19 protein-coding genes and 4 tRNA genes are annotated in these 22,601 nt (G+C 44.9%); 7 read left to right on the top strand and 16 right to left on the bottom strand.

Features of this window, described 5'->3' with window-relative positions:
* The first annotated feature begins 8 nt into the window (after positions 1–8).
* Positions 9–500, top strand: a complete 492-nt coding sequence (locus tag BIZ39_RS00680; protein ID WP_168532642.1) for a GNAT family N-acetyltransferase — start codon at positions 9–11, stop codon at positions 498–500.
* Between the two features lie 94 nt (positions 501–594).
* Here BIZ39_RS00680 and BIZ39_RS00675 read toward each other — a convergent pair whose 3' ends face one another.
* Complete coding sequence (locus tag BIZ39_RS00675; protein WP_075176239.1) at positions 595–2,676, bottom strand: TonB-dependent receptor; 2,082 nt, start codon at positions 2,674–2,676, stop codon at positions 595–597.
* Between the two features lie 509 nt (positions 2,677–3,185).
* Complete coding sequence (locus BIZ39_RS00670) at positions 3,186–3,800, bottom strand: TetR/AcrR family transcriptional regulator (RefSeq protein WP_168532644.1); 615 nt, start codon at positions 3,798–3,800, stop codon at positions 3,186–3,188.
* 209 nt (positions 3,801–4,009) lie between these two features.
* Here BIZ39_RS00670 and BIZ39_RS00665 point away from each other — a divergent pair, with 209 nt between their 5' ends.
* Together BIZ39_RS00665 and BIZ39_RS00660 are read left to right on the top strand one after the other, a co-directional pair.
* The gene (locus BIZ39_RS00665) at positions 4,010–5,092 is read left to right on the top strand and encodes an efflux RND transporter periplasmic adaptor subunit (RefSeq protein WP_168532711.1); all 1,083 of its coding nucleotides are present in this window, start codon (positions 4,010–4,012) and stop codon (positions 5,090–5,092) included.
* A gap of 3 nt (positions 5,093–5,095) precedes the next feature.
* Positions 5,096–8,137 carry an efflux RND transporter permease subunit gene (locus BIZ39_RS00660; RefSeq protein ID WP_168463564.1) on the top strand — a complete coding sequence of 1,014 codons (3,042 nt, stop codon included), beginning with the start codon at positions 5,096–5,098 and terminating at the stop codon, positions 8,135–8,137.
* 103 nt (positions 8,138–8,240) lie between these two features.
* On the opposite strand, the gene BIZ39_RS00655 is transcribed toward BIZ39_RS00660, so the two are convergent.
* Both BIZ39_RS00655 and BIZ39_RS00650 read right to left on the bottom strand, forming a co-directional pair.
* A complete protein-coding gene (locus BIZ39_RS00655) occupies positions 8,241–8,660 on the bottom strand; it encodes a CBS domain-containing protein (protein ID WP_168463563.1) in 420 nt (139 codons plus the stop codon).
* A 112-nt stretch (positions 8,661–8,772) separates the two neighbouring features.
* Positions 8,773–9,270, bottom strand: a complete 498-nt coding sequence (locus tag BIZ39_RS00650) for a YgjP-like metallopeptidase domain-containing protein (RefSeq protein ID WP_168463562.1) — start codon at positions 9,268–9,270, stop codon at positions 8,773–8,775.
* A gap of 229 nt (positions 9,271–9,499) precedes the next feature.
* On the opposite strand from BIZ39_RS00650, the gene BIZ39_RS22120 reads away from it, so the two are divergent.
* Entirely contained in the window at positions 9,500–9,796 is a 297-nt protein-coding gene (locus BIZ39_RS22120) for a GGDEF domain-containing protein (protein WP_316248190.1), read from the top strand.
* Here BIZ39_RS22120 and BIZ39_RS00640 read toward each other — a convergent pair.
* Positions 9,773–10,339, bottom strand: a complete 567-nt coding sequence (locus BIZ39_RS00640) for a cytochrome b (protein ID WP_168463561.1) — start codon at positions 10,337–10,339, stop codon at positions 9,773–9,775. The genes BIZ39_RS22120 and BIZ39_RS00640 overlap by 24 nt on opposite strands.
* A gap of 483 nt (positions 10,340–10,822) precedes the next feature.
* Here BIZ39_RS00640 and asd point away from each other — a divergent pair, with 483 nt between their 5' ends.
* Positions 10,823–11,947 carry an aspartate-semialdehyde dehydrogenase gene (asd, locus tag BIZ39_RS00635; RefSeq protein WP_187446123.1) on the top strand — a complete coding sequence of 375 codons (1,125 nt, stop codon included), beginning with the start codon at positions 10,823–10,825 and terminating at the stop codon, positions 11,945–11,947.
* Positions 11,948–12,232: 285 nt separating this feature from the next.
* Here asd and BIZ39_RS00630 read toward each other — a convergent pair whose 3' ends face one another.
* Positions 12,233–13,423: an OprO/OprP family phosphate-selective porin gene (locus tag BIZ39_RS00630; RefSeq protein WP_239240890.1), complete on the bottom strand. Its 1,191-nt coding sequence runs from the start codon at positions 13,421–13,423 to the stop codon at positions 12,233–12,235.
* A gap of 163 nt (positions 13,424–13,586) precedes the next feature.
* On the bottom strand, positions 13,587–14,603 hold the full coding sequence (locus BIZ39_RS00625) for a 2-dehydropantoate 2-reductase (RefSeq protein ID WP_061094624.1): 1,017 nt from the start codon (positions 14,601–14,603) through the stop codon (positions 13,587–13,589).
* A 220-nt stretch (positions 14,604–14,823) separates the two neighbouring features.
* Here BIZ39_RS00625 and BIZ39_RS00620 point away from each other — a divergent pair, with 220 nt between their 5' ends.
* Both BIZ39_RS00620 and BIZ39_RS00615 read left to right on the top strand, forming a co-directional pair.
* Positions 14,824–15,993 (top strand): patatin family protein, encoded by a 1,170-nt coding sequence (locus tag BIZ39_RS00620; protein ID WP_187446121.1) that lies wholly within the window; start codon positions 14,824–14,826, stop codon positions 15,991–15,993.
* Between the two features lie 236 nt (positions 15,994–16,229).
* Positions 16,230–16,664, top strand: coding sequence for a hypothetical protein (locus BIZ39_RS00615; RefSeq protein ID WP_039233464.1), 435 nt, complete (start codon positions 16,230–16,232; stop codon positions 16,662–16,664).
* Positions 16,665–16,851: 187 nt separating this feature from the next.
* Here BIZ39_RS00615 and BIZ39_RS00610 read toward each other — a convergent pair.
* The 9 genes from BIZ39_RS00610 to tolA form a co-directional block, all read right to left on the bottom strand.
* A tRNA-Ser gene (locus tag BIZ39_RS00610) sits at positions 16,852–16,942 on the bottom strand.
* 122 nt (positions 16,943–17,064) lie between these two features.
* Positions 17,065–18,120 (bottom strand): quinolinate synthase NadA, encoded by a 1,056-nt coding sequence (nadA, locus tag BIZ39_RS00605; protein ID WP_039227298.1) that lies wholly within the window; start codon positions 18,118–18,120, stop codon positions 17,065–17,067.
* 244 nt (positions 18,121–18,364) lie between these two features.
* Positions 18,365–18,440 (bottom strand) — tRNA-Lys (locus tag BIZ39_RS00600).
* 38 nt (positions 18,441–18,478) lie between these two features.
* Positions 18,479–18,554: transfer RNA gene (locus BIZ39_RS00595), tRNA-Lys, on the bottom strand.
* Positions 18,555–18,578: 24 nt separating this feature from the next.
* Positions 18,579–18,654, bottom strand: a tRNA-Lys gene (locus BIZ39_RS00590).
* A 292-nt stretch (positions 18,655–18,946) separates the two neighbouring features.
* Complete coding sequence (gene ybgF / locus BIZ39_RS00585; RefSeq protein WP_014948871.1) at positions 18,947–19,741, bottom strand: tol-pal system protein YbgF; 795 nt, start codon at positions 19,739–19,741, stop codon at positions 18,947–18,949.
* Positions 19,741–20,307, bottom strand: a complete 567-nt coding sequence (gene pal / locus BIZ39_RS00580) for a peptidoglycan-associated lipoprotein Pal (protein ID WP_014948870.1) — start codon at positions 20,305–20,307, stop codon at positions 19,741–19,743. Before pal ends, ybgF begins: the two co-directional genes overlap by 1 nt.
* A 40-nt stretch (positions 20,308–20,347) precedes the next feature.
* On the bottom strand, positions 20,348–21,703 hold the full coding sequence (gene tolB, locus BIZ39_RS00575; RefSeq protein WP_187446120.1) for a Tol-Pal system beta propeller repeat protein TolB: 1,356 nt from the start codon (positions 21,701–21,703) through the stop codon (positions 20,348–20,350).
* 4 nt (positions 21,704–21,707) lie between these two features.
* Complete coding sequence (gene tolA / locus BIZ39_RS00570; RefSeq protein ID WP_187446119.1) at positions 21,708–22,601, bottom strand: cell envelope integrity protein TolA; 894 nt, start codon at positions 22,599–22,601, stop codon at positions 21,708–21,710.

The following is a 22,601-nucleotide window of genomic DNA, read 5'->3' as shown; positions in this document are numbered from 1 at the left end:
GAGTCACCATGAGCAACACCATTTCAATAAGACCAGCCACGCCTGAGGATATTTCACAAATTCGCCAGTTCATTCTGGAACTTGCTATTTATGAAAAAGCAGAGCATGAAGTAGAAGCAGATGAAGAAGCGCTTTTAAAAACATTATTCGGAGAAGGCGCAACCGCGCATTGTGTAATGTGTGAAAGCGATGACGCACCTATTGGTTTCGCTGTGTATTTCTTTAATTACTCAACGTGGCAAGGACGCAATGGACTCTACCTTGAAGATTTGTATGTTTCACCAAAATCACGTGGCCTGGGTGCAGGGAAAGCATTATTGCAACACTTAGCTAAAACAGCGGTAGAAAACGACTGCGGGCGTTTCGAATGGAGCGTTTTAGATTGGAACAAACCAGCTATCGATTTTTACGAGTCACTTGGCGCTAAACCAAAGAGTGAATGGTTAGGCTATCGTATGGATGGACAGACACTTATCGACTTTGCAAAGCAAGGCGAATAGAGCACAAAGCCTCTAAATACAAAGTGCAGAGATAAAAAAAGCCATTCGCTTTCGCGAATGGCTTTTAAACAATATTTTAAAACTGACGGTTAGTTTAGAAAGAACCAATCAGTGATAGACGCGCATTAATTGGCGCACCTACTGTTACCTGATGCGTAGAGTGCGCATTCGGGAAGTAAAGCGTATCAGTCAAGTTTTCAACGTTTAACTGAAGGCGCATTTTGTCGCTAAGCGTGTAGTAAGCAGACGCATCAACACGCGTATAGCTAGGTAGTACAGGCGATGAAGCACTTGTCGATACCTTACTTTCGTCCTGATATGTAGCACCAATGCCGAAGCCAAATACTTCATTCACTTCGTAGGTTGTCCACACAGACATCGTATTTTCAGGCAGCTCACGAAGCTCTACGCCACTTGCGTTTTCGCCATCAAGGTTGCTGTAGTTTGCAGTAATATACCACTTGTCTGTGATATAACCTTGCAGCTGAAGCTCAAAACCAGATACATCTGAATCAACTTCAACAAAGCTTTCAGGGTCATTCGGGTCGTTATCCAAAGACGTCTGCTCGTTCTCAAAGATAGCTGCTGTAAAGCTCATGCTGTCGTTGAAGTCCCACTTAATACCAATTTCTTGGTTAGTGAACGTGTCTGGATCTAGCGCGTTTGCGTCGCCATTAATATTCGCATATTGCTCGCCGCTGCGTGGCAAGAATGACTCACTGTAGCTAGCGTATATAGAGATATTTTTCTGTGGCTTATACACTAGGCCAGCACGCGGTGACACTTCTTCGTCTTTTCTGCTGCGTGTCTCTAAAACTTCAGGGTCCGCGTTGAATACTTCAATGTCGAAGCTGTCAAAACGTGCACCTAGTACAAGGTCGAAGTTGTCTGATAGTGCAATTTCATCTTGAACATAGAAAGAGTATACATCTAAGTCTACATGCGTATCGTCGTTCAAGTCAGAGAAGTCTGCTGTAACTGTTACGCCTTCAGCATTTGTACCAGTTAAACCACGGAAGCTTAACGGACGTGAAATATTAAACGTTTCTCTATCACCGTCAGTGGAATCAAACACAGGGTTGTAACGATCTTGGTTTGACTTGGTATTAATAACCTCACCACCGAAGATAACCGTGTGCCCAATGCTTCCCGTTTCAAATTCGCCAACTAGGTTAGAAGACAAGATCATGTTTTCACGCTGCGTAGTATCAACGTATCCGTCTAGCGTTACTTGCTCAGTCTCAGCGTTATAACCTGCCGCATAAAAGTTCGAGTAAACTTTGTCATAGTCACCGTAAAAAGCGTTGAAGTTACCTTTCAGGTTATCTGAGAAAGTGTGCTCAACGTTTGCACGGAACACGTCAGCGCCCAATGTTTGGTAGTTGTTATCTGGATCGCCAAACACGATTTCTTCAAACGCTTCTACTGGTTCACCGTTGGCAGTTGGCACACCGCGGTCAATAAAGCGCTCGTGGTCGATATATTCATATGACACATCAACAATTGTGTCATCGCTTAGCTCAAAGCGTGCCGTTGGGTTGAAGCCGTAACGGTCTCCGTAGAAGAAGTCGCGATGGTTGTCTAGGCTTTCGTACATGGCGTTAATGCGCAGGGCCGACTTATCGCCCGTGTCAACATTGGTGTCTAACTGTAAGTTATATGCACCAAACGTATTAGCAGATACGTTGTAGTTTACAAACTTATCGCTCGTTTTCGCTTTCTTAGATACACGATTTAAGATACCGCCCGTACCACCGCGACCGAATAGCAACGCATTTGGACCACGAAGAATCTCTACCTGCTCAACATTGTAAAGTGCACGGTAGTATTGAACGTCATCACGGTTACCATCTAAGTAGAAATCTGCAGTAGAGCGCACACCACGGAATACTACCGAGTCGCGGTGACCTTCACCTTGCGATGTATTAACACCTGGTGCGTAGTCAATAATTTGTCCAATGCTAGTAATACCGCGAGCCGTTATTTCTTCAGCCGTAATAATCGACAAGCTCTGTGGAACGTCGATAATTGGTGTAGGGCTTTTAATTGAGTTGGACTGGTTAACCGAAAGGTACTTCCCTTTCACCGTTAGTCTCTCAATATCTTCCATATCAGCAGCAAAAGTTGCTGGGCTTAGAATTATCGCAGCAGCAATACTCGTAAGTTTGAATTTCAAAATTGCTCTCCAAGTGTTCTGTAAGTGTTGTGTGTTTACTTTTAAAAATCTGTAAAACCCTATTATCACGACCCGGCTTTCTGCCGAATTTTGCAATTGCAAATAATAATAGTTGTTATTTTTGGTCGGGATATTATAAAAATTTAGAACAAATGACGAGAGCAAAAGCGACAAAATTTAAAAACTCTTTATAAATTTTCTTAATTTATTAGATGAATAAGACTCAAATCGCGCCAAAATAGACTAAAGAATAATCAGGTGAATATATTTCGTACGATTGTAGAAGCGCATATTGCAGGTGTCGGAGGACGAGCGACAGGGAGAACAAACAGCTAAGTGAAAAGGTATTTACTGGCTACATCATCTGAAGTGTAGTCCGTTTGAATCAAGAGGGATCTGTGAAGTTAGCGCGAAGACGGATAAGCGGAAAAAATGTTTGGGAAGTAAAAGTTCAATGGCCCTTCAATACTGAAAGAGCCTTGAACAAACTCATCGATATAGCCTGCCAACTACACAACAGCATAGCGGCTTAAAATCAAAGCCACTGTGTGTTTTGCTAAACTCTTCTTATCGTTATCGCTGAGGGAATCTTCAATTTTGAACAGCTGAGGCCAAAAGCACTGCCCTTTTACTAAGCTATCAATTTCATCGACAACCCGTTCCAAGTCGTCAAACGCGAGTTTATTGTCGGCTTTGGCATCCTTTAACCAGCGGTGCATAGCCGTCTCTTGGGCTTTTAATTGCGCAACTTCATCTTTTAGCTTTTCCGGCTCGTAGAAGAAGTGGCCAATCGCAACCCGAGCTAAATCGAGGTGTGATTCACTCACCATAAACTCAATGTCTTGCAAAATAAGGTCTTCTAGCTGCTCGTCTAGCGGAAGCGTAGCATCGTACTTTTTATTAATATTTAAAATAGCCGTTTGCCACTGCTGCGTAACCAAATGCATCACCAGCTCTTCTTTTGTAGAAAAGTGATTGTACACAGTGCGCTTTGACACATTTGCCAGTTCAGCCAGCTTATCCATGCTTGTGCCGTTAACGCCAAACTCTTGGAATGCCTGTGTTGCCGCCTGAATAATGGCTTCGCGTTTGATGTCGCTACGCGTACGTGTGTTGCCTACCATATGGAAATTCTCAAAATTAGTTATCCGCTACATTAACCCGATCATTTTACACCGAACAGTTTACTTTTCAATGTGACCGCACTAAAATGCACTCGCCAGTTTACTTTAGGTAATGGCTATCTTTGCTGCCGTTGTGCATAGCATCACTACCTGAGTTTACACATCTATACTTTAATTACCCTGACTATGGATTACATACACCTATGTCCATGATGCGATTCTCTCACATTTTATTTTTAAGCGTTTTATCGGTTTCCACTTTAAGTGCATGTTCTTCCGAAGAGCCTGCCGAGCAACAAGCAAACGTTGCACCTCGTTATGTCAAACTCGCTACGGTTAGCAACATTCCAGATTTTGACGAATTCACCTTCCCTGCCGTTGTATCGGCAGTGAAAACCGTCGATTTAAGCTTTGAAGTTTCAGGCCGCCTTATCCAGACCGACTTGGTGACAGGCAGTGACATCAATAAAGGCAAGTTACTGGCCACTATTGATCGTAAACCATTCGAAAGACGCGTGGACGAGTCTACGACACGACTTGATCAGGCCAAACGAGAGCTTGATAGAATTGAGAAAATGTTCGCTCAAAAGCTAGTTGCACAGAGCTCTCTAGATACTGCAAAAACATCTTACGAACTAGCGGTTATCGACTTAAAAAATGCAGAGCAAGATTTGAGCTACACACAGCTATACGCCCCTTTTGATGCAAAGGTATCTCAACGACTTGTTGAAAATAACAGTTTTGTTGCCGCAGGTACGCCGATTGCTCGCCTGCAAGATGTGTCTAAAATATACTTCAACATTAATGTTCCTGAGCGCTTACTTACTGCCAATATTGGCCGTGGGATAAAACAAGCCAGCGCCACATTAGCCACCAATCGCAGTCAGTGGTATCCGGTGAACTATGTAGAGCACTCTACTCAACCTGATCCTGTGTCCCAAACTTATGAAGTGGTGTTTGCCATGGAGCCTCGCGAAGAACTTCCCCTAACACCGGGCGCGCGCGCAGTGGTAAAAGTCAGCCTACAAGGTAGCCTTTATCCAGAAGGCTTTATTGTGCCTGTAAGAGCACTTGTAGGTGACAAGGACTCAGGCTTTGCAGTGTGGGTATATAACGATGAAACAAGTTCAGTGGCCAAGCAAGCCGTAAACGTTAAGCATATTGAAAATGAGCTAGCGATTATTGAGGGTAAGAGCCAAGGCGAAATCACCCTTGGCCAGCAAGTGGTTGCTGCTGGAGCAACACAAATGCGTGCAGACATGAAAGTGCTTCCTTACCAAGGAGAGAAGTAATTTATGGATATCGCACGCTATTCAATTGATAAGCCCGTCAACATTTGGCTAATGGTAGTCATCCTGCTTTTAGGCGGCGTTTTGGCTATGAGTAAAATTGGTCGCTTAGAAGATCCTGCGTTTACCATCAAACAGGTAAAGGTATACACCAACTATCCTGGAGCCAGTGCTGAAAAGGTAGAACGTGAAGTCACTGAACGCTTGGAAATTGCCATTCAGCAAATGCCGCAGTTAAAGGAAGTGACGTCAGTTTCATCGCCGGGCCTTTCAGAAATTACCGTTGAAGTTAAGAGTACTTACGACAGTAACCTCTTACCACAGATATGGGATGAGTTGAGAAAGCGACTTCGCGACACCGCAAGCTCGTTGCCAACGGGGGCACAAAACCCAGTGGTATTTGATGATTTCGGTGACGTTTACGGGCTTTATTACGCGTTAAGTGCACCTGATTTCGATACTCGGGAGCTTCGAGAATTCGCCCGAATTATTCGACGTGACCTGCTTACTACAGAAGGCGTTGCCAAGGTAAATGTCACTGGCGTTCAAAAAGAACAGATAGTGGCCTATATCAACCCTTATCAACTCGCTGGCTTAGGCATTTCATTTCCTGATCTCGCCTCTCTTTTTGAAGACAACCTGCGCCCGTTCAACGGCGGCCGTATTAAAGTTGACGAAAAAAATGTGCGCCTAATTGTAGAGCGCGCGCCAGACAGACTAGAAGAAATATCTAATCTGTCAGTGGTAGTGCCTGGCACAAACCGTTCCCTTCGGGTTGCTGATATTGCCACGCTAAAGTTAGAGCCTGCCGACATACAGCCCGTTCATGTACGCTACAACGGTGAAGAAGCACTTACGCTTTCAGTATCAGCGTTGACCGACGTTAACATTGTTGATGTGGGCGAGCGCGTTAACGCAAAAGTAGAAAAGCTGCTTCAAGAACTGCCTGTCGGTATTACGCTTACGCCTATTTACGATCAGGCCTCAGTCGTCGACGAATCGGTTACTGGCTTTATTAATAACCTCGTTATGTCGGTGGCGGTTGTTACCTTAACGCTATGTTTGTTCATGGGATGGCGCTCAGGCGTGGTAGTTGGCTCTGTGCTACTTGTCACCGTACTAGGTACTATTCTAATCATGTGGCTTATGGATATTCAGCTTCAAAGGATATCACTTGGTGCCATGGTTATCGCCATGGGTATGCTGGTAGATAACGCTATCGTAGTTGCTGAGGGGATGATGCTGCGCATGGCCACGGGCTCTACAGCCAAAGAATCAGCCAGCTTTATTGTTAAGCGAACGCAGTGGCCCTTACTTGGCGCAACCGTTATCGGTATTGCGGCTTTTTCAGGCATAGGTCTTTCAAACGATGCTACAGGCGAGTTTCTTTATTCATTGTTTGCCGTAGTGTTGGTTTCCCTCATGATAAGTTGGGTATTAGCGGTAACCTTGGTGCCCGTGCTTGGCGCATATTTTTACCGCAAAGGTATTGGGCAAACCACAGGTAACGAACTCTCTGCATCGCAACGCTGGTTTAAGCGTGCACTTTTAGGCGCACTTAAGCTTCGTTGGGTAACCATTGGTGCACTGTTTGTTATTACTATCGTGGCTTATGGAAGTTTTGGCATGGTAAAACAAGGCTTCTTCCCTCCGTCCAACGCGCCGCTGTTCTTTGTGCATTATTGGGGCCCGCAAGATAGAGATATACGTGCCACTGAAGTCATTGCAAAAGAAGCTGAAGCTCGTATTTTGGGAATGGAAAACGTCACGGCTGTAACCACCTTTATAGGGCAAGGCGCCGATCGTTTCACCCTCACTTATGCACCTAAAAGTGCTAACGAAAACTATGCCTTTTTCATGGTTCGTGCGAATGAACTTGATAATATTCCGGCTATTCAAAGCGCGCTTGCGAGTAAGCTTACCGACCTAGACTTCGACGCTAGCTTTTATATGGAGCGCATGCAGTTTGGCCCCGGCTCTGGTGCAAAACTTGAGGCCCGTTTTTCAGGCCCAGATACTGAAATACTTCGCGAACTGGCGGATGAAGCCAAAGCACTGCTTTTTGCTGACGGACAGGTGAAAGACGTTCGACATAACTGGCGTGAAAAAGGCTTTGCCATTAATACGCAGTTTGACAACTACAACGCAGGGATTGCTGGCGTTTCGCATAGTGACTTTAGCCAGACCATACAGTATGCAAGTAGCGGCGTTCAGCTAGGTACGGTGCAAGACGGTGATTATGCTTACAACATTATTGCAAAGATGGGTAAGGCTGAAGATACCGAGCTTCAATCAATACGTGAATCACAAGTATGGTCTACGCAACAGCGCCAATACGTGCCTTTCACACAGGTATCTCAGGGCTTGGAGTTAATGACCGAAGAAATGCGTATTCACCGTCGCGACCGCGTTCGCACCATTACGGTAGAAGCTGAGCCGGGTGACGATGAAACTGCAGCCAAAGCGTTAGCGAGAATCCGCCCACTTATTGAAGACATAGAACTTCCAGCTGGATATTCATTAGAATGGGGTGGCGAATTTGAAAGCTCTAGCGATGCACAAAAAGCGCTGGGCGCTGGCTTGCCTGCTGGCTTCCTAGTCATGTTTATTATCTCAGTGTTGCTATTCGGTCATGCTCGTCAGCCGCTGATTATCTGGCTTGTAGTACCTATGGCTATTGTTGGTGTAGTCTCTGGTCTATTAGGTACCGATATGCCGTTTGGCTTTATGTCGCTACTCGGCTTCTTAAGCTTGTTTGGCATGCTTATTAAGAACGCTATTGTACTTATTGAAGAAATTGACCTTCAGATAGAAGAAGGCTTAGCCATTCGCCAAGCGATTGTTGACGCTACTATCAGCCGTGTACGCCCTGTTTCACTGGCGGCGGTAACGACCATATTAGGGATGGCGCCGCTGCTGTTCGACGCCTTCTTTGCCGATATGGCAGTGACCATTATGGGTGGCCTGGCCTTTGCGACGGTACTTACACTTATCGCTGTGCCCGTACTCTACAGTTTGCTGTTTAAAGTCAGCTACCGCAAAAGCTAACGCTTTAAAACTAACGGTCTCTTCACCGCAATTTATAAACGCAGGTAGAGAGACCACTCCCCTTTCAAGCGGTGTTCACTATTAATAACATACGAGTACCGACCTAACGCTTTGCCTCTACCCTACTTTGCATAAACTTCATCACATCGCGCCACGACACCATTCCTACTGGATGCCTTTTCGTGTCGATAATAGGAATGCAGGAAATTTTGTGGGAATTAAAAAGCTCAATAGCCGAATAAACAGAGTCACTTGGGTTAAGTGTAATGACTTCACGAGTCATGATTTGGTGCGCTTTTTTATCCAATGTAGCGCGATCAAGCTTTCGTTCGCTTAGGGTATCTACAAAAGGACTAATCGATTTCATCAAGTCTCTGTCAGATATAATCCCCTGCAGCTTATTGTCATGCACCACGACCAAATGATGAAACTCCGCAGCAGCAAAGAGCTCGCGCAATGACTGTAAACTGTCATCCATGTGCACGCTAACCACCCGCGTAGACATAATTTTAGCAATGCTCATTAATACTCCTCATTAATTCCAGTGCTTCGGCTTTAATTTAGTTATAGCAAGCACATGACAATTGTACCTAACACGGGTTAAACATAGCGACACCTGATGAGGCGTTCACATGTTACGTATACGGGTTTTCTCCCATTGATAAGGCCACACAGAACAAGCGTAAATCCAGCTCTAGTTGATGATAATCTGGCTCCATATAGCAGCAAAGTTTATAGAAGGCTTTATTGTGGTCTTTTTCTTTAAAGTGCGCCAGTTCATGTACTACAAGGGCTTTTAACAAGGCCTCTGGGGCATAGAGTAAATCGTTATTAATGGCCAAGTCGTGTTTGCGCGTTTTACCCTGCATACGGTAAGTATGCGTACCTAGCGCGTTAGTTATCATATCACCTTGCTTTTTAAACGCGGCGCGCCCAAACGGTGGCGCATTTTTTAAGTATCGCTTTTTTAAATCCGTCGCGTACTGATACAGCAATTTGTCGGTGGTTATATCATGGGCCTCTGGGTATTTTTTTAGTAAATAACGCTGTAGCCGATTGCTGGAAATGAGCTGTAAGGCTTGCTCCACAATAGTTGAAGGGTAGCCGTTAAAATACCGAGCATATTCATTCACGTTTTTTCTCCTTTACGTCAGGAATTATAAAGCAAATTGGAGCCGTAGACAGTGAAAGTCCCCACCGAGGTTTACGGTATTGTTCCCGCAAGAAGCTTTGATGGAGGGGACATTAGCTACACTACGCCTTACAACAACTGTAATTTATTGATTAAAGGCTTTTGCTCGCAATGAGTTTGCTACGGGTGAATATAAACTAAAACCAGAGAAAACTGACGACGCCACATGAATTCAACTAATCGCCAGCCCTTTAGCCACTGAAGATGGCGAACGCTACTATCAGCTTACGCTGAATGATGCTTCTAGTCGAAAACACGAACTCCAGAAACTGGCCTTACAGACAGACTTTGGTGCACTCACAGGTATTTATAATCGCAATGGCGGTGAAAAACCGATTGCGAAGTTAATGAGAAAAAACCGCCACTTCGCTCTCGCGTTAATTGACCTGAACGGCTTCAAAGCGGTGAACGATATTTTCGGTCATGATACGGGCGACGAAGTACTACTCCCCAATGGTTTTGCCTAGCATGCGCTTCAATGTGCCATCTTTATCAACGAAATGATGCTTAAGAGCGCCAGCAATGTGTAGCAAGAGTGCGACAATAACGGTATAACCAAGATAGAAGTGTATAGCGCCACCTGCTTTGGAAAGCTCGTAATTTATCGGTAGCGTTTTCTCAGGATCTTCAACACTATAATTTGGCGCGAAGACCTCCAGGCCAAAAACTGACAGCCCGTGCCCACCCAATACCGACGCCATCAAGCCTGAAATTGGCATTAAGAGCGTGGCGATAATCAACACCCAGTGCACAACTGACGCTAATTTATGCTCTATTGGCTTATAGTTAGCAGCAGCGCTAGGCCAACCATTTTTCATGCGCCATACCACACGTGCTAGTGCGACAAAGAGTACAAGAAAACCAATCGCTTTGTGCAAGGGGTATAGTGCATACACACCGTTTTCCGACATGTAAATCCCAGTGGCAAGCAAGCCAATAATGGTTAATCCAACCAACCAATGCAAAAATACCGTAGTGGTAGCAAATTTGTTATGACTATCGTACTGCATGCTTTCCTCACTTTTATTTTCATATTAAGAACTACGTTTTCCTTAAAGCGTATCTCAATATTGTATATCTCCTCACACTTTGTGAGGGATTAATTCTATTTATAAAGCAATTTTTAGACCGTAAGCAGTGCATCGACACAATGAGGGGTTAATACAGGTTCACTCTCTACCCTGCGCTTTGATTGCTCCTTCAAGTGTTTTGTTTAAATTTTTTGCCATGAACTAGCCGTTTCCAAAATGCTTATATCAGCGATAGATTATTTATAAAAACCATCTAGCCAGCGGGATAAATAACACTTAGACTGCAAAGACAATAATAAAAACGACAGGTATTGCGCCAGTGCGCTAGGCACGCGGCGCTCGACATCACTTTTATGTTTTTCCAATACACGCCAATTAATTAAAAGGTCTGGGTATTGACCAATTTTTACAAACATAAGTGATGAAGTACTTTTCATTTTAGTAACAAGGGTTCTCAATTTAATGTCACAACAAAAAGTAGGTTTAGTGGGCTGGCGCGGTATGGTTGGCTCAGTATTAATGCAGCGCATGCAAGAAGAGCAAGATTTCGCGCACATTGAGCCCACCTTTTTCACTACCTCGCAAAAAGGTAGTGCAGCACCGGATTTTGCTGGAAAGGATGCTGGTGTTCTAGAAGATGCGCACGACATCGAAGCGCTATCTAAACAGGATATCATTATTACCTGTCAGGGCGGCGACTACACAAAAGCCGTGTACAACGATTTAAGAGCCACTGGCTGGAACGGTTATTGGATTGATGCTGCGTCAACGCTTCGTATGAAAGACGATGCCGTAATTATTCTAGATCCAGTAAACCGTAAAGAAATTGATAGTGGCATTGAAAAAGGCATTCGTACCTACGTAGGTGGAAACTGCACGGTTTCCCTTATGCTTCTGGCACTCGGTGGCCTGTTTGAGAAAGACTTGGTTGAATGGGCTTCGCCAATGACCTATCAAGCCGCTTCAGGTTCAGGTGCACAGCACATGCGTGAGCTAATTAATCAAATGGGTGCAATTCATAGTAATGTGAAAGCTAAAGTTGAAGATCCTGCTACCGCGATTTTAGAAATTGACCAGCAAGTGTCTGAGTTTATTCGAAGCGCAGACTACCCCAGTGAACAGTTCGGTGTTCCGCTTGCGGGTAGCTTAATTCCGTACATCGATTCGCAACTACCTTCAGGTCAAAGCCGCGAAGAATGGAAAGCCCAAGCGGAAGCCAACAAGATTTTAGGTATTAAAGGCAGTGAAGTACCGATTGACGGTATTTGTGTACGTGTTGGCGCCATGCGCTGTCATAGCCAGGCTATCACACTTAAGCTAAAGAAAGACTTGCCTCTAGCCGAAATTGAAACAATCTTGGCTAACCACAACGACTGGGTAAAAGTGATTCCTAACGAGCGCGACACTACGATGCAAGAACTTACGCCAGCGAAAGTGACCGGTACACTGTCTATTCCCGTAGGCCGTATTCGCAAGCTTAACATGGGTCCTGAATATATCTCGGCATTTACTGTCGGCGACCAGCTATTGTGGGGTGCCGCAGAGCCGCTTCGCAGAATGCTGCGCATTGTGCTTGAGCAAAAGTAACGAAAAGCTTTTAGCTAATAAATCTGAATTTAGAACGCCTTGCTGCGTCGTTACACGCAAGGCGTTTTTTATTAGACTATAAAAGCCAATAAAGGCACCCCACTTTTTGCCTTCATCACTGTTCCGCAGAAAAAATTCCCATCATTGCCCTGACGGCTAACGCCATGCAGCAAGATATCGACAGCTGTCACGCGGCAGGAATGGATGCCCATGTGGGCAAGCCCGTAGACAAGGCTCGCCTTGTTAACACACTAGGTGAGTTTCTTGCTCACTCGGCGTGAGTAGTTAAAAACTGACGTCCCACTGCAGAGAATAGATGGTCTCGTCCCCTACTTCAGTATCGAACTGATCCAGTGAAACCCTGCTTACCTCTGCGGTTAGTTTGTTTTTGTGGCCGTTAAAAAAATAGTTGAATGCTACTGTCTTTTCAAAAAAGCGTTCGTCTTGTTCACTGTCTCGGGGCGAATAGGTCCCGAAGCGTGCAGCCATTTCAAGGGGCTCTGGCCACCAGCTGATTGATTCACTCAAGAAATAACCCGCCTGCACATAATAGCCGCGCAGCGTAGTTTCTTTATTGTTATTCGCTAAATCTACAATATCTTTTTCATGATATTCCGCTTGAGCATTAAACCCTTTATAAAAATAGGCACCATCAATCACAAACTGCTTAATGTCGTACTGACCTTCGATTTCGCCCGCACTAAAGTTGGCTAAATTGCCAGCGCCAGACGATGAAAAACGTGTAAACTGGCTTTTGAACTTCGCCCCTGCTATTGCTAGCGCTGCTTTGGGGGTAGCTGTTCGTTTAATGTCACTGTTTTTAAACCCGACAGACTCACCTAAGAAATTCCACTGTAATCGCCCTGTATACATATTCTCGCCATCGTGATTGCTATAATCACCACGGCCTGAGCCATTGAATACTCCTACCCAGTAATTGAAATTGGCCGCGCCTGGGCCATCAAGATTTCCGTAAAGGGATGCCCCCATTTGCCTATCTAGCGTAAATATTCTGTTGATGATTGAACGATCCATCATTTGCTGGCCGCCACTGCTTACACTGCGCTCTCTGGAATACTCGACTTTCCACTGACCAACCTTAAACCGAAGCGCGTCATACTTTTCAAAGGATAGTGTAGCGGTGAGCGTGCGCTGATCGACAGCATCGTATTCCACACCATATTTAATCCAGGGCAAACCAATGTGACCGTCTAATTTAACCCGCGCCCTGTTAACGCCAAATTGATTACCGGCATTATGCTCAAAGTCAGCACGCTCGGTAGGCTGGCTTATACCGGGATTGGCATAGCGAAACTGAAGTCTACCGCGCACGCGTAGTGAGAAGGTATTGTTGTCGCTTTGAAATGAAAGGCCGTTGCCATTGTACTGAGAGAACGTTGCGCTAGATTCACGCTCGACATCAACCTCAGACGCTAAAACCGTCGTATGGAAAAGCGACGCACATAAAGTACTCAACAGAAGACAAGAAGAAAAACGATTTTGAAAAAGCAAAGCACACTAAATATAACGGAAGTTTGCGCGCAGGATATATACTTTATTATAAGAATCAAGTGTTCTGACATAAAAATGACACAAAACTGTAATATTTAACGTTAAAATACACCGTTAGATAGACGTTTCACTTAAGCAGTAAAGCATTTGCCGGTAAGTGAGGACTTCCTTTTTGAGCAACTTCGTGTTGTTTGATCAGGTTAACAATATGCTTATTCACTGGCGTAGCTATGTGATTTTTTTCACCGAGCCTGACTATCTCGCCGTTCAAATAATCAATTTCCGTTCGTCGCCCCAGCGCTAAATCTTCAAACATTGATGAACGTGCTTCCGGATCTATTTTAAGCGTAGATGAAGCCACCACATTGAATAAAAAATTAGGTAGCTTCATAATTTTTGGCATCAGTTTGGGAATGACCTTACCGGTTCTTGCTGGTGTAATTCCTTCCGCTTTTAATACTGCTAACGCCTCGGACAACACCTTTGCCATAACCAACCTGTATTGCCTATCCCCTAGCTGAGATTTTAGCGGTATACCCGACAGTGCATTGACCGCGTTATTCAAGTTCATAATGAGTTTGCCATACTGTACAGCTTCCATATCGTTATAGACCTTAACGGGCAACGACGCGTTGTTAAGCGCTTTTATGATGTCACTACATTGGTTATTGGGGTCTTCAAGGGCAATATTACCCTCAGTACCACAGTGAAAATGGCCGTTACCTTTATAAAAAACATTGAAAGGCACCATACCTGCAATTACGCATTGTTTTATGTGCTGGCGAAGCAGGTGTGCATTACCCACTCCGTTTTGAAGACTGACTACGACTGCTGATTGCTTTGCATGCTGATTGATTATCGCAGCAGCCTGCTCGGTATCTTGGCTTTTAACGCAAAGCAAAATGACGTCAGCATGACTTAAACTATCGTTCTCAATTGAAAAAGCGATATGCTCAGGCTTTGTTAGCTGCTCACGCCCTTGCCAATCCGTTATTTTAAGACCATTAGCAGTAATATCATCATATAAACGCTGACGGCCAATGAGCGTAAGCGCATTAGCGGCACTCAATGTGGGGTCAGAGGCTAACAGGCAGCCCGCTACATAACATCCAATACTTCCCGCACCTAACACGGCAATTTTCATTATTGACTCCCAATGAAAGTTTAGCTTTCAACACTTTGTTAGACTGCGATTAAACGATCAAAATGTAAACACAAAAATCACAATGAAATAACAAAAAATGTTTCAGTATCAGTTATTTCCTATCAGTCCGATTTATTCTTTCAATTTTCTCCGGCGTCGTGATCTCCCTACAATTAGACCAAGTAGTCAATTTATAGTCATGGTCAAATAGAGGGTTATCATGTCGGGTCAACAATCTGCTCCTTCTCTCGCTTATTCAAAAGCACGCAATGCTAAAATGTCGAACAATGACAAAGTTGCCTTGGTTGCGGAAGGTGGTGGACAGCGAGGAATTTTCACGGCAGGCGTACTCGATACATGGTTAGACGCCGGACACGACCCTTTCGATATTCTTATCGGCACATCAGCAGGCTCACAGAACTTAACGAGTTTTGTGGCGCGTCAAAAAGGCTATGCAAAGCGTCTTATTCGCGGCTTAACTCGACACAAACGCTTTTTCCAAATGGGAAGAGGTTTAATGGGCAAACATATTGTCGATTTAGACTGGTACTTTGACAAAACCCAAGAAGCGAACCGTTTACTTGATCTTGATACTGCGAAGGCTAATGTTGCGGACAGAGAAATTTTATTTACCGCTACAAATTCCAGAGACAGACAGGCGTATTTTCTCGATCCAATGAAAAGTACTCACAACTGGGTCGATCTTATCAAGGCTTCGAGCGCCCTCCCCTTACTTTACAAACAGGGCGTACCGCTGCACATTGATGTCGAGACAAAAAAGGCAGCCAATACCGATTTCTTTCTAGACGGTGGTTTGGCTGCACCGTTGCCTGTTACCGAAGCGTACAAGCGCGGCGCGACGAAAATCGTAGTTATTCGCATCGTAGATAGAGGCTTTCAAGTACAGTCGCCTTGGCTACAAAAGTTAAGCGCGGTAATGTGCGCAACGGGCACGTGCCCAAAGACCATCGACTATCTGCTGCAGCACGAACAAGCGTATCAAAAAGAGCTGGCGTTTATTGAAAACCCGCCAGAAGGCGTAGAGGTTATTCAAATTTTTGCGTCTGATAAGCTTCAAAGTAAATTGTTAGGTAGTACAGACGCACAACTTCGTCATGATTATAAGCTTGGTAAGCAAGCTGGAAGTGCCTTTTTAGAAACCGAAAACAAAGTCACTGCTTACCAGCTAGAGGAAAACAGACAGCCTGTTGCTCCGCTTTTCGATGTAACTGATACCCCCAAGAGCATGCATAGTAAAGACAGCGCTAACTATAGTGTGAAATCAGAACACGCTACATTAAGTGGTAAACGTCCAATTAAGTTGCCTTTTCCAGCACGTCGAACAGGCAAGATAGAAAAAGTAGACAAAGAGAATAGGATCTCCGCGTAGCCCGTTTACTCATTTGATAAAGGGTGCTTGGCAGCAGGTGCCTTTTCTCTATTTTGCTACTCTTTCAGTAATATTTCTTTGCTATTTCGGTGCTATTTCGGTGCTTTGTTCGCCATGTTTACATCATGTCTTAGCAAGCTCCTCGCCCGTTCTTGCCTCTATTAGCGGCAAACGGGTTGACATTGTCTGGCAGAATATTTATAACGCGCTCACCCACATAATCATTAAATGTAACCATGTCAGAATTATCAACACCCGTAAAACAAACTGAAGCCCATAAACTTATCGACAGCCTATTGAAGTCGAACGACCCAACTGCTGATCTAGATAAGATTGCTGAAGAATTCAACATTGCGAACTGGGGACAGTCTAATGCTGTTTCTGCTGATTTATACTCAGCAGTTAGAGACTTGCTTGGCAAAGGCGTTGTGACTGGTAATGACCTAGTTTCTGGAAAAGACACCATGGACCCGATTGTACACAAAGTACAAGCGGAGACAGAAAAGCTTATTGCTAACCCAAGTGATGCAGACGCTGATCGCGTTCAAACGTTTGTACTTGGCTTCCTACGCACGTTCGTGAGCCAATTACTTCACCCAGGTACAAAGAAAGCGATTTACGCGAAAAAGCTTCCTGACCTAATCAAGCTTCACCAGCAGGTTGCGAAGTAATTAGCAGCGGCGCGACATCACAGATGAAAAGCCATTAGCTTTAGCATACCAGCGTCGCAACAATCGCGTTTAAAAAGAAACCCGCTTCATAGCGGGTTTCTTTTTACGTAAGCGAGAAGTGTCCGCGCATCATCCAGCGCTGATCGGTAGGCACAAAAAAACCGGCCTAAAGCCGGTTCTCAGTATTTGGCGGAGAGAGAGGGATTCGAACCCTCGATACGCTATAAACGTATACACACTTTCCAGGCGTGCGCCTTCAGCCACTCAGCCATCTCTCCAAATTTTGTATCAAGAAGATTTCAACGACGAAAACCCTTGAGCGCGCGTATAGTAGGTAAAGCCGCGCGCTTAATCAAGAACTTGCTGGAAAATATTCAGCAAGTGCTTATAAAACGTGCGCTTATAGCCCGCCCTTCGCTTTTAACTCGGCTGAGAAGTTAAGCATGCGATCGAGTGGAATGAGTGCGCCTTTACGCAATTCATCATCAACAAAGATTTCATGCCCATCAGTTTCGCCCGTTAAAGACGCCTTAATCGCTTCTAAACCGTTCATTGCCATCCAAGGACAGTGAGCACAGCTTTTACAGGTAGCGCCGTTACCGCCCGTTGGAGCTTCTATAAACGTCTTCTCTGGAGTAAGTTGTTGCATCTTGTAAAAGATGCCTTTATCGGTAGCAACAATAAAGGTGTCGTTATCCATGGTTTGCGAGGCTTTTATTAGCTGACTGGTTGAGCCAACTGCATCTGCCATCTCTACCACACTTGCGGGTGATTCAGGGTGAACCAGAACTGCTGCGTTTGGATACAGTGCTTTCATGTCTGCTAGTTTCTGTGCAGAGAACTCGTCGTGAACGATACACTCGCCCTGCCACATTAGCATGTCGGCACCCGTTTGCTTGGCAATGTACGAGCCTAAGTGTCGGTCAGGGCCCCAAATGATTTTCTTGCCCTGGCTGTCTAAGTGCTCAACGATTTCAAGCGCGATGCTTGACGTTACTACCCAGTCAGCGCGCGCTTTTACTGCCGCTGATGTATTTGCGTAAACCACTACAGTGTGGTCAGGGTGCTGATCACAGAATTCGCTAAACTCTTTTACCGGGCAACCAATATCAAGCGAACACGTTGCTTCAAGTGTTGGCATTAGTACGGTTTTTTCAGGGCTAAGAATTTTTGCCGTTTCACCCATGAAGCGAACGCCAGCAACAATTAAGGTTTGTTCTTGTGCATCTCTTCCGAAGCGCGCCATTTCCAATGAGTCTGCCACGCAGCCACCAGTCTCTTCAGCGAGTGCCTGAATTTCATGGTCGGTGTAATAGTGTGCGACAAGCACAGCGTTACGGGCTTTAAGTAAAGCTTTGATCTCAGCCTTTAATTCAGCTTTACGTGCTTCTGACAATGGCTGTGGTTTTGCTGGGAACGGGTACTCTACCTGATCCACTCGAAATGCTACTGACATTAACCTACATCTCTGTTGCGACAAGGGTGCGGATTATACCCAACTGTCATAAAAATTACACACTACCTAATCAACATAAGGGTAATTAAATAGTCGTAGTTATGCTTACCTGTTCTACTACATGGGGTTAGGTAAACCAGATCAAAGTGCAAATGAGACGAGTAGCGTTTTAAAACGCAATAAGCATTGGTGTTTTGTACTGAGGAGATTATTTAAAAAAGGAATATTTGAGTTTGAGACTTGATGGTGGGTCGTGCTGGATTCGAACCAGCGACCAATTGATTAAAAGTCAACTGCTCTACCAACTGAGCTAACGACCCATCAAGTGACACACAGATAAGTTTCGCAATTCAAATGATGGTGGGTCGTGCTGGATTCGAACCAGCGACCAATTGATTAAAAGTCAACTGCTCTACCAACTGAGCTAACGACCCATCATTTGATGCTAGGAGAGAAAGTGGTGGGTCGTGCTGGATTCGAACCAGCGACCAATTGATTAAAAGTCAACTGCTCTACCAACTGAGCTAACGACCCTTTCTTTCCTGTTGTTGCCTGTGTCTTGGCAACGGCGGCATATAATACTCAGATTTTTATTCGACGCAACCCATAACGTCCTTTTATTTTCATTTTTCTGTCAAATTACGACTAAACGGTCAAAATGAAAACAAATCGCTGAGTATTTATACCAGTACTAATTGAGTTTAGTCAGGTTTCTACGAAATACAGTGAAATTTGGTGCAGAAGTTTTATGCACTCTAAATGGAATTTTTTGAAAAAAACTTTTCTCTAACTCATAAAAAAGCCTCTTTAAAAGAGGCTTTGTTCATTACAAGTTATTTAACCGAGATTCAGCGAGGCGTTTTGCCGAAGAATCAGGGTAATCATTTACAACTTGTTGGAACAGCTGACGTGCTGTTGAACTGTCTCCCGTTCGCTCAGCAATGACACCTAGTTTTAATAAAGCATCAGGACGCTTGGAAGAATCGGTAAAGCGATTAGCTACAATATTAAATTGCTCACTTGCTTCGCTCCACTGCTGCTTATTAAACAGCAACTGCCCTAACCAATAGTGCGCGTTTGGTGCGTAACCACTGTTGGGAAAGCGTGAAATGAACGATTGAAACGCAGGAATGGCTTTATCGTACTCACGAGACTTAAGGATCAAATTCACCGCATTTTCGTAGGCTTCATCTTCACCTGCTTGCGGAGCTTGCGTTGGCGTAGATGCTGTTGGAGAGCTCACAGAGCCCGAATCAACACCTGCACTAGGCATGGCACTACCTTGTAGCGCGCCGCTTTGCTTAAGTGCTTCCACGCGTTTATCTATTTCAAGGTAAAGCTCACGCTGACGCTCAAGTACTTTTTGAAGTTCATTGGTATTAACTTCAACCGCACCACGCAGCTGGTCGACTTCCATTTGCATATTGTCTAGTTGCGTTTGAAGCCTGTGTTGCATTTCGGTTCGGCTCTTAACGATACGCTCTAGCACTACAATACGCTGCTCTAATTCACTGCCGCCATTGGCGTCTACCACAGGCGCTTGCGCAAATGCGGTAGAAACAGCAAGGGCGGCACATAAAGTGACGCCCATTTTTAATGTCTTATTCGTTAGAATAGTCATTAGCGGTAAACAACCACTCCGCGACGGTTTTGAGCAAACGCATACTCAGTAGAACCCATCACTGCTGGTTTTTCTTCACCGTATGAAACCACGGTTACTTGGCTGCTGCTTACACCAGCATTAAGTAGGTAAGTTTCAACAGACTGTGCACGACGTTCGCCTAGCGCGATGTTGTACTCTGGCGTACCACGGCTGTCAGTGTGACCTTCAATAGTCACTTTAGTGCTTGGGTTTTTCACCAAGAACGCCGCGTGCTTGTCTAGAATACGCTGGAACTCTGGCTTGATGCTTGAGCGGTCAAAGTCAAAGTAAACGGTTTGTTCGTTTTTCAGCGCTTCCATTTCTTGCTGAACCATTTCTTCTTGACGCTTCATACGCTGTGCAGCTTCTGCTTTAACGCGCTGTGCTTCTGCTTCACGTGCTTCCGCTTCTGCAGCCGCTTGTTCTTGTGCAAGGCGGTTACGCTCTGCTGCCAATTCTTCTTCGCTAGGGCCTGAAGAACATGCCATCATTGTCACTACTGGCAATGCGATAATGAAGCTCTTCATCACTTTATTCATTTGCATCCTACTAATCCTTAAATTTTATTGTTTAGTCGTTAAATTGTTAGAACAAAAATGGTGACCAACTTGGCGATTTAACTTGCCCATTGGCTGCTGGTAACCTAGCTTTAAAACGCCCATCTAAAGAAACCAGTGACAACACTTGGGTTCCCTCGTGAAGGGTGCTGTATATAATCATGCTTCCATTCGGCGCTACGCTTGGTGATTCATCTAAGTACGTCCGTGTCAGTACTTGAGGTGATCCACCATCCAAAGACTGCTTCGCAATGTGATAGTTCCCATTAGTTTGGTTTACCATAATCATTTGCTTGCCGTCTGGGGAAATCGTACCGCCAAGGTTCTGTTCACCTACAAAGGTAACTCGCCTTACTTTCCCAGAATTTAAATTTACGCTATATATCTGGGGTTTACCACCCCGTTCCGAGCTAAATATTAACCCACTGCCGTCTGGTAGCCACGCGGGCTCCGTATCAATCGCTCTATTTCGTGTTACTCGGCGAAGATTTTTTGTTGCTAAGTCCATTACATAGAGTTCAGGGTTTCCATCTTTCGATAAAACCATTGCAAGTTGCTTGCCATCTGGTGAAAACACCGGGCTACTATTTATTCCAGGGAAATCAGTAATGCGCGTACGCTCGCTGGTGTAGATATTCTGAATGAATATTTGCGGTCTACGATTTTCAAAACTAACGTAGGCAAGCTTCTCGGCATCAGGCGACCACACTGGCGACATAAGCGGCTCTGGCGAAGACAACAAGCGCGTTTCGTTCTCGCCATCGTAGTCTGCAATGACTAATTGGTAAGGCTTTTCAACCGTGTCACGGTCGCGAACAATGACGTAAGCAATTTTCGTTAAAAATGCACCGCGAACACCGGTCAATTTTTCATAGACAATGTCGCTAATTCGATGCGCATACTGGCGAAAATCTCGGCCGTTAATGACTGCCTGACGGGCAGCTAGTACGTGATCATTACTCGATACCAAATTGCCGTCTTTGAGTACTTTAGCCTGCCCATTGTCAACTTGCCCTTTAAGTACATCAATCAACTCATAGGATACAAGGTAACGGTCGCCTCCTTGTGGCTCAATACTTCCTACTAAAACCGTGTCTACACCTAAGGTTGCCCATGCAGTGAAAGACACTTGCTCCGCTGTTTCCGGATACTGTGGCATCTTGTCGACAGATACCGGATTAAACTTACCACTACGCATTAAGTCGGCCATCACCACTTTAGAAATATCGCCAGGCATACTGCCCTGACCTTTCCATTTAAATGGCACAACCCCGATTGGACGTGCACTATCTACGCCCTCGGTTATCACAATTTCTAAGGATGCAAACACTTTGGCACTGATTGCCATCGTAATAAGCGCTATCCATAAACCTAGTTTTTTCATACCACTATAATTCCACTTTTAAAGTAATGTCTTTTAACTGCTCGTAAACGTCTGGCGCATCAGATACCGGTAACTTTTCAGCCCTGCGAACCGCGCTTTCAGCCGCTCTACACAGCGCATCATTGCCGCCGAGTACACGAATACTCGTAACAAACCCTGTCGTTGCTAACCGAATATTCAATCGACAGGTTTTACCTTGATAGCTGTCGTCTGAATACAAATTGCGCTTTATGGTTTGCTGAATAAGCGCGGTATAACGCTCTACTTCAGTAAGTACCTGTTTTCGCCTACGTTCTTGCTGAGCAGCTTGTTCTTTCGCAAGCTGCTCTTGCATGATCCTTTCCATTTCAGCGCGTTCAGCTGCTTCTTTTTTCTTTCGCTCAGCCTCAGCTTTCGCTTTTGCTTCGCGCTCCTTACGCTCTTGTTCCTTCTGCGCCGCTAAGCGCTCCAAGTCTTTCTGACGTTTCGCTTCAGCCGCTTCTGCTTCACGCTTCTCTTTCGCACGCTTGGCTGCTAGCTGCTGCTGGCGTTTTTTCTCTGCCGCGGCTTCTGCTTTTCTTTGCCTTTCTTGCTCTTCGGCTCTTGCTTGAGCTTCAGCTCGTGCCTGCTCCCTTTTTTTATCCGCAATCGCTTGCGCATCAATAAACGTCGCTTCTATCACAGGCGCATTCGACGGCATACTCGGCAAAGGGTCAGGAGAGAAACTGACGCTAATTAGCAACAGCGCAGCAATAAAAAGATGCAAACCAATGGACTTGTACAAGCCTACTTGTTCTGGGCTTATACTGTTGGCTTGCTTGGCACGTTTGCCGTTCTTTTTATCACCACTTACACCGTTACTCGCGTTGTTTGAGTGACTAGCGGTTGACGTGCTTTTCGACACTTCAGGTTTCGACAT

This window comes from Alteromonas sp. BZK5 (assembly GCF_014349115.1).
Lineage (GTDB): Bacteria > Pseudomonadota > Gammaproteobacteria > Enterobacterales > Alteromonadaceae > Alteromonas > Alteromonas macleodii.
Note: the sequence above shows the minus strand (reverse complement) of the source record. Positions and strands in the feature narration are given on the sequence as shown.

What these genes read in the sequence shown, in the direction of transcription:
- asd (WP_187446123.1), top strand. Translation starts at nt 10,823, where the DNA reads ATGTCACAACAAAAAGTAGGTTTAGTGGGCTGGCGCGGTATGGTTGGC.
- pal (WP_014948870.1), bottom strand. Translation starts at nt 20,307, where the DNA reads ATGCAAATGAATAAAGTGATGAAGAGCTTCATTATCGCATTGCCAGTA.
- tolB (WP_187446120.1), bottom strand. Translation starts at nt 21,703, where the DNA reads ATGAAAAAACTAGGTTTATGGATAGCGCTTATTACGATGGCAATCAGT.
- BIZ39_RS00640 (WP_168463561.1), bottom strand. Translation starts at nt 10,339, where the DNA reads ATGCAGTACGATAGTCATAACAAATTTGCTACCACTACGGTATTTTTG.
- BIZ39_RS00625 (WP_061094624.1), bottom strand. Translation starts at nt 14,603, where the DNA reads ATGAAAATTGCCGTGTTAGGTGCGGGAAGTATTGGATGTTATGTAGCG.
- ybgF (WP_014948871.1), bottom strand. Translation starts at nt 19,741, where the DNA reads ATGACTATTCTAACGAATAAGACATTAAAAATGGGCGTCACTTTATGT.
- BIZ39_RS00620 (WP_187446121.1), top strand. Translation starts at nt 14,824, where the DNA reads ATGTCGGGTCAACAATCTGCTCCTTCTCTCGCTTATTCAAAAGCACGC.
- BIZ39_RS00660 (WP_168463564.1), top strand. Translation starts at nt 5,096, where the DNA reads ATGGATATCGCACGCTATTCAATTGATAAGCCCGTCAACATTTGGCTA.
- BIZ39_RS00665 (WP_168532711.1), top strand. Translation starts at nt 4,010, where the DNA reads ATGATGCGATTCTCTCACATTTTATTTTTAAGCGTTTTATCGGTTTCC.
- BIZ39_RS00655 (WP_168463563.1), bottom strand. Translation starts at nt 8,660, where the DNA reads ATGAGCATTGCTAAAATTATGTCTACGCGGGTGGTTAGCGTGCACATG.
- tolA (WP_187446119.1), bottom strand. Translation starts at nt 22,601, where the DNA reads ATGTCGAAACCTGAAGTGTCGAAAAGCACGTCAACCGCTAGTCACTCA.
- BIZ39_RS00615 (WP_039233464.1), top strand. Translation starts at nt 16,230, where the DNA reads ATGTCAGAATTATCAACACCCGTAAAACAAACTGAAGCCCATAAACTT.
- BIZ39_RS00680 (WP_168532642.1), top strand. Translation starts at nt 9, where the DNA reads ATGAGCAACACCATTTCAATAAGACCAGCCACGCCTGAGGATATTTCA.
- BIZ39_RS00670 (WP_168532644.1), bottom strand. Translation starts at nt 3,800, where the DNA reads ATGGTAGGCAACACACGTACGCGTAGCGACATCAAACGCGAAGCCATT.
- nadA (WP_039227298.1), bottom strand. Translation starts at nt 18,120, where the DNA reads ATGTCAGTAGCATTTCGAGTGGATCAGGTAGAGTACCCGTTCCCAGCA.